A 6,126-nucleotide genomic window follows, 5' to 3' on the forward strand; every position below is an offset into this window, starting at 1 on the left:
CCTGGAGGCGTTCTGGCTGGCCTTGCGGGTGGCGATGGTTTCCTTCTTTTCCAGCGTGGAATTGATGTAGGCGGTCACGGTCGAGGCGAACGCGGCCGGCAGTTCGCCCTTGAGGCGACGCAGCAGTTCGGCGGCTTCGGCCGGGTATTGGGCGGCATAGCTGTCGAAGGTCTGCTTCCAGTTGGCTTCGAAGTCGGCGCCGGTGGCCTTGGCATCCCAGGCGGCGTAGACGTCAGCGGGAATCTCGAAGGGCGCGGCAGTCCAGCCCAGCGCTTCGCGCACGGCGGCGATTTCCTTGTCGCCCAGGGCGGCGCCGTGCACCTTGTCGGTGCCGGCCAGGTTGGGCGAGCCCTTGCCGATGACGGTGCGGCAGCAGATCAGGGTCGGCTTGTCGGCCAGCTTGGCCTGGTGGATGGCGGCGCTCACGGCTTCGACGTTGTGGCCGTCGACGGCCGGGATGACGTTCCAACCGTAGGCTTCGAAACGCTTCGGGGTGTCGTCCTTGAACCAGCCTTCGACGTGGCCGTCGATGGAGATGCCGTTGTCGTCATACAGCACGATCAGCTTGGACAGGTTCAACACGCCCGCCAACGAGCAAGCTTCGTGCGAGATGCCTTCCATCAGGCAGCCGTCGCCGACGAAGGCGTAGGTATAGTGATCCACCACGGCCAGGCCGGGCTTGTTGAATTCGGCGGCCAGCAGCTTTTCAGCCAGCGCCATGCCCACCGCATTGGTGATGCCCTGACCCAGCGGGCCGGTGGTGGTTTCCACGCCCGGGGTGATGTGCACTTCGGGGTGGCCGGCGGTCTTGGAATGCAGCTGGCGGAAGTTCTTGATGTCTTCCATCGACAGGTCGTAGCCGGTCAGGTGCAGCAGCGCGTATTGCAGCATGGAACCGTGGCCGTTGGAGAGCACGAAGCGGTCACGGTTGGCCCACTGCGGGTTGGACGGATTGTGACGATAGTGCTTGGCCCACAGGGCCACTGCGATTTCGGCCATCCCCATCGGCATACCCGGGTGCCCGGAATTGGCTTTTTGAACTGCGTCCATCGCCAGCGCGCGGATCGCGTTGGCCATCTTGTCGGTGGGGAGAGTGGAAATCATGTCGAGGTCAGAGTTTGCTGTGCTGTAGGCGCCGCAGGCGCACAAATCGGGTTCGGAAGCCAAAACGCCCGCCCCGGCAGACCGGGCTAGGCGCGGGGCCGTATTTTACCAGAGTGCGCCGGGGGGATTAAAATTCAGGACTAGCCGCATGACTGTCCTGACAACATTTTTGCATCTTCACCGCCTCCTGGCCCTTGCCCATGCCCCGTTTCTTCCTTCCGCAAACCCTCGCCATCGGTTCCGCGCTGGTCCTGCCCGAGCAGATTGCCCACCATATCCAGGTGCTGCGCCTGCAACCGGGCGATACCGTGACCCTGTTCAATGGCGAAGGCGGCGAGTACACCGCCAGCCTGACGGCCATTGAAAAGAAGCGCGCCCACGCCGAAGTGAAGACTTTTTCACCTCGCGAGGCGGAACTGCCCTACGCGCTGACCCTGGCCCAGGCCCTGCCTGAAGGTTCGAAGATGGATTGGATCGTCGAGAAAGCCGTGGAACTGGGCGCCACCGCCCTCCAGCCGCTGGCCGCGCAACGCTGCGTGGTGCGCCTGTCAGGCGAACGGGCCGAGAAGAAGCAGGCCCACTGGCAAGGCATTGTCCATGCTGCCGCCGAGCAATGCGGTCGCAACCGCCTGCCGCATCTGGGCGAGGTGACCGACTTCAAGCGCTGGATCGCCCAGAGCGACCTGCATCGGCGCATCCTGCTCTCCCCGCGCGGCAGCGAGCCGCTGTCAGGTTGGGCGCGCCATCATCCGCCGCAGGCCGTGACCGTCATGGTCGGCCCCGAAGGCGGCTTCAGCGAGGAAGAAGAAGACCTGGCCTGCGCCCAGGGCGCGCTGATGCTGTCCATGGGCAGCCGGGTGCTGCGTACCGAGACTGCGGGGCTGGCGGCACTGGCTGCCTTGAATGCGGTGTGGGGGGAGCTTTGAAGAAATCTTCATACAGGTAATTTCCAGCCGGCCTGCCTGATTCCCGTGCAGGCCACCCCAGCGGACGTCCAAGTTCGGCGCACGCCTCCCCATTTTGTCTCGCTGACAAAATTCTTCATTTCTCCTCGGACACTTTGCCTTTCGGCACTTCACCTCGCAAACCCGCGTGGTGAAGCCTTTTCCCCTTTTTCAGCCGCGTGACGGACGCGCTGGCACGCCTCCTGCTTAAAGATATTCAATCTTGTATTCAAGTTTGAATATCCAAAATGACTGCCATTTCCGCCCTGCAACAAGCCGCCATCCCGACCACCATCGCCGCCACCCTGGCCGCCTACCGCGAAGGCCGCAGCACGCCCGGCAAGGTGGTGGCCGAACTGCTGGCGCGCCTCGACCGCGCCGGCCGCGATGAAGTCTGGATCAGCCGCGTGCCGCCCAAGCAACTGAAGCAACAAGCCGCCGCGCTGGACCTGATGTTGCAGATCAAGGGAGAAGCCGTGCTGGAGACCATGCCGCTGTTCGGCATCCCCTTCGCCGTGAAGGACAACATCGACGTGGCCGAGATGTCCACCACCGGTGCCTGTCCCGAATTCGGCCGACTGGCCAGCGAGAGCGCCACCGTAGTGCAGCGCCTGCAGGCCGCTGGCGCGCTGCTGGTGGGCAAGACCAACCTGGACCAGTTCGCTACCGGCCTGGTCGGCGTGCGCTCCCCCTACGGCGCGGTGCGTAATGCGATCAAGCCGGAATACGTCTCCGGTGGCTCCAGTTCAGGCTCCGCGGTGGCGGTGGCGCTCGGTCAAGTCCTGTTCTCACTGGGAACGGATACCGCCGGCTCGGGCCGTGTACCGGCTGCCTTCAATCACCTGGTCGGCCTCAAGCCCACCAAGGGCTTGATCAGCGCACGCGGCCTGGTCCCGGCCTGCCGCACCCTGGATTGCATCTCCATCTTCGCCCACGACGTGGCCGATGCCTGGCGCGTGCTGCACAGCGCCGCCGGCTTCGATGCCGAGGATGGCTATTCGCGCCGTCCCACCATGCTGGGGGTGAAGCGCCGGGGCTATCACATCGCCATTCCCGAGCACTGTGAATTCTTTGGCGACAGCGTCGCCCAGGAAGCCTGGGAACGCAGCCTGACGCAGATCGCAGCCCTGCCCGGCGTGAGCCTGGCGAAGATTCCCTTCGCCCCCTTCAGCGCCGCCGCGCAGCTGCTGTACCAGGGGCCGTGGGTGGCCGAGCGCCGCGCCGCACTGGGTGACTTCTTCCTGGAGAACCCGGAAGCCATCCATCCGGTGGTGCGCCAGATCACCGCCCAGGCCGACGACTACGATGCCGTGGACAGCTTCAACGCCCAGTATCGCCTGGCCGACCTGCGCCGCCAGGCCGAAAACCTGCTCGAAGGCAGCGACCTGATGCTGGTGCCCACCACCACCACCTTCCCCACCATCGCCGAAGTCGAGGCCGATCCGGTGGTGCGCAATGCGCAGCTGGGCCATTACACCAACTTCGTCAACCTGATGGACATGTCGGCCCTGGCCATCCCCGCCGTGTGGCGTCGCGACGGCTTACCAGCCGGCGTGACCCTGATCGGCCCGGCCGGGGCCGACCACCTGCTGGCCGAAGCCGGCGCCCGCTTGCAGCAGCAGCTGGGCGGTGCCGCGCAAGCCGATGCGATTGCCGCCGCGCCGCTGCCCTTCAACGAAAGCAGCATCAAGGTCTGCGTGGTCGGCGCCCACCTGGCCGGCCAGCCGCTGAACTGGCAATTGCTGGAAGCCGGCGCGCGCCGCGTGGCCGTGACCCGCACTGCCGCCTGCTACCGGCTCTACGCCTTGGCCGGCACGACACCGCCCAAACCCGGCCTAGCCCGCACCGAAGGTGACGGCGCCGCCATCGCGGTGGAAGTCTGGGAGATGCCGTTGCGCCAGTTCGGCGGCTTCGTCGCGGCCATCCCGGCGCCGCTGGGCATCGGCACGGTGGAGCTGGCCGATGGCAGCAGCGTCAAGGGCTTCATCTGCGAGCCGGCCGGCATTGCCGGCGCCACCGACATCACCCACCACGGCGGCTGGGTCAATTATCTGCATTCGCTGAACTGACACCCTCACCACGGAGCTGCTCATGATGAAGAAGAAGACCACCTTATCCGCCGCGCACGGTGCCGCCCGCCGCCGCTTCATGGCCAAGGCCGGTGCGCTCACCGCTACCGCCGCCATCGCTGGCGCCCCGGCCATCCTGCGTGCGCAGAGCGTCCCCATCCGTATCGGCTACTGGCCGGTGGCAGCCGGCCTGCCCTTCTATGCCGCCGTGGAAGCAGGCTATTTCAAACAGGCCGGGCTGGAGGTACAAGCCATCAAGTTTGCCGGTGCCCAGCAAGTGATGGAAGCCATGCTCTCCGGCCGCGCCGATGGCTCGGCCAATGGCACGGGCGCGGGCAACCTGGCCATCGGCGAGATCGCGCAGCCGGGTCTGTTCAAGATCTTTGCCACCAATCCCAGCAATGCCAAGTACGTGCTCGATGAATTCCTGGTGCCCAAGGACAGCCCGGTCAAATCGATTGCCGATCTCAAAGGCAAGAAGGTCGCCTCCGGCCCCGGCATCCAGAACGTGACCCTGGCCAAGACGGTGCTGGAACGCGCCGGCGCTACCGGTGCCACCGTGGTGGAACTGCCCATCGGTCAGCACGTCGCTTCGCTGGCGGCCGGCCAAGTGGATGCGGCCTACACGCTGGAACCCACCGGCACCGTGGGCCGCATGAGCAACAGCACCCGCGTGCTGGAAGCCGGCGTGATCGCCAAGTACATCCTGGGCGATCCGATGGCGCCCTGGCACGGCGGCGCTGCCGCGCTGACCACCGAATTCATCAAGAAGAACCCGGAGCTGGCGCGCAAGTACATCGCCGCCTATGCCCGCGGCATCGAACTGGTGCGCAGCAAACCGGACCAGGCGCGCACCTACCTCAAGGGCTATACCGCCATCGAAGGCTCGCTCACCAATGAAGTGCCACTGGCGGCCTACATGCTCTACAACGAATTCAAGCCCAGCGATCTGGCCTACTTCCAGAAGTTCTATGACCTGTTCGTCGAGAAGGGCGTGTTCTCGCAACGCATCGTGGTCGACAACCTGATCTACAAGGGCTGAGGCCATCATGAACGAGACCATCGCTCCTGCCGTAGCCGTGGCGCCCCAACCGGCAACGGCGGCACCAGCCAGTGCTGCGCCCCGCAAGCGCGCCGCGCTGGGCCGCCTGCTGCCTATCGTCGGCCCCATCGTACTGTTCATGATCTGGGACCTGGTAGTGCGCGCCGGGTGGATCAAGGCAATCCTGCTGCCGCCGCCCGAAGCCACGCTCATGGCCATGTTCAAGGGATTGGCGGGCGGCCCGCTGCTGCTGGATTTCAGCGTGACCGTGGTGCGCACGCTGGAAGCCTTTGCCATTGCCGCCGTGCTGGGCCTGCCCATCGGCGTGCTCCTGGGCAGCAACGAACGCGCCTATCGCAGCGTGGAATTCCTGATCGATTTCTTCCGCTCGACACCTTCGTCGGCACTGATCCCGCTGTTCCTGCTGATCTTCGGCGTGTCCGACATCAACAAGGTCGCCATCGCTGCCTTCGGCGCCTTCCTGATCGTGCTCTTCAACAGCGCTTACGGCGTGCTCAATGCCCGCAAGCAGCGGGTGATGGCAGCCAAGGTGATGGGCGCGTCGCGCTGGCGCATCTTCTGCGACGTACTGATCTGGGAAAGCCTGCAAGCCAGCTTCGTGGGCCTGCGCAGCGCGGTCTCGATGGCGCTGGTGATCGTGATCGTGGCGGAGATGTTCATCGGCTCCGAAAACGGCCTTGGCCACCGCATCATCGATACCCAGCAGGTCCTGAACGTGCGCGAGATGTATGCCGCCATCCTCTCGGCGGGCGCGCTGGGCTATGCCCTCAACGTGGTCTTCATCGTCATTGAAAAACGCATCGTGCACTGGAGTGGAAGATGAGCGTCGTGATCAGCCCCAAAATCGACCTGCCCCCGGAAACACCCTTCGTTCCCGGTCCCCCGGGCACCCACATCACCAGTCGCGGCCTGACCAAGTATTCGCCGGCTGGCCGCTGATAAAACT

Annotated in this window: 5 protein-coding genes and 1 pseudogene; 5 read left to right on the plus strand and 1 reads right to left on the minus strand. The window is 65.1% G+C overall.

Annotated elements, in window-relative coordinates; genetic code table 11:
* On the minus strand, nt 1–1,149 hold a 1,149-nt coding region (locus I5W_RS24630; RefSeq protein ID WP_256380798.1), incomplete at its 3' end, for a 1-deoxy-D-xylulose-5-phosphate synthase N-terminal domain-containing protein.
* 155 nt (nt 1,150–1,304) lie between these two features.
* Here I5W_RS24630 and I5W_RS24635 point away from each other — a divergent pair.
* The 5 genes and pseudogenes from I5W_RS24635 to I5W_RS31705 form a co-directional block, all read left to right on the plus strand.
* Nucleotides 1,305–2,030, plus strand: a complete 726-nt coding sequence (locus tag I5W_RS24635; protein ID WP_044531230.1) for a 16S rRNA (uracil(1498)-N(3))-methyltransferase — start codon at nt 1,305–1,307, stop codon at nt 2,028–2,030.
* 266 nt (nt 2,031–2,296) lie between these two features.
* Complete coding sequence (gene atzF, locus I5W_RS24640; protein ID WP_083893627.1) at nt 2,297–4,117, plus strand: allophanate hydrolase; 1,821 nt, start codon at nt 2,297–2,299, stop codon at nt 4,115–4,117.
* A gap of 22 nt (nt 4,118–4,139) precedes the next feature.
* Nucleotides 4,140–5,159: an ABC transporter substrate-binding protein gene (locus I5W_RS24645; protein WP_044531231.1), complete on the plus strand. Its 1,020-nt coding sequence runs from the start codon at nt 4,140–4,142 to the stop codon at nt 5,157–5,159.
* A gap of 7 nt (nt 5,160–5,166) precedes the next feature.
* On the plus strand, nt 5,167–6,003 hold the full coding sequence (locus tag I5W_RS24650; RefSeq protein WP_044531232.1) for an ABC transporter permease: 837 nt from the start codon (nt 5,167–5,169) through the stop codon (nt 6,001–6,003).
* Nucleotides 6,000–6,126: pseudogene (locus I5W_RS31705) on the plus strand (ABC transporter ATP-binding protein); the annotation flags it as partial. The gene I5W_RS24650 and the pseudogene I5W_RS31705, both read left to right, overlap by 4 nt.

It is taken from the genome of Herbaspirillum sp. B65 (genome assembly GCF_000333555.1).
In the GTDB taxonomy this organism is placed as follows: domain Bacteria; phylum Pseudomonadota; class Gammaproteobacteria; order Burkholderiales; family Burkholderiaceae_D; genus Herbaspirillum; species Herbaspirillum rubrisubalbicans.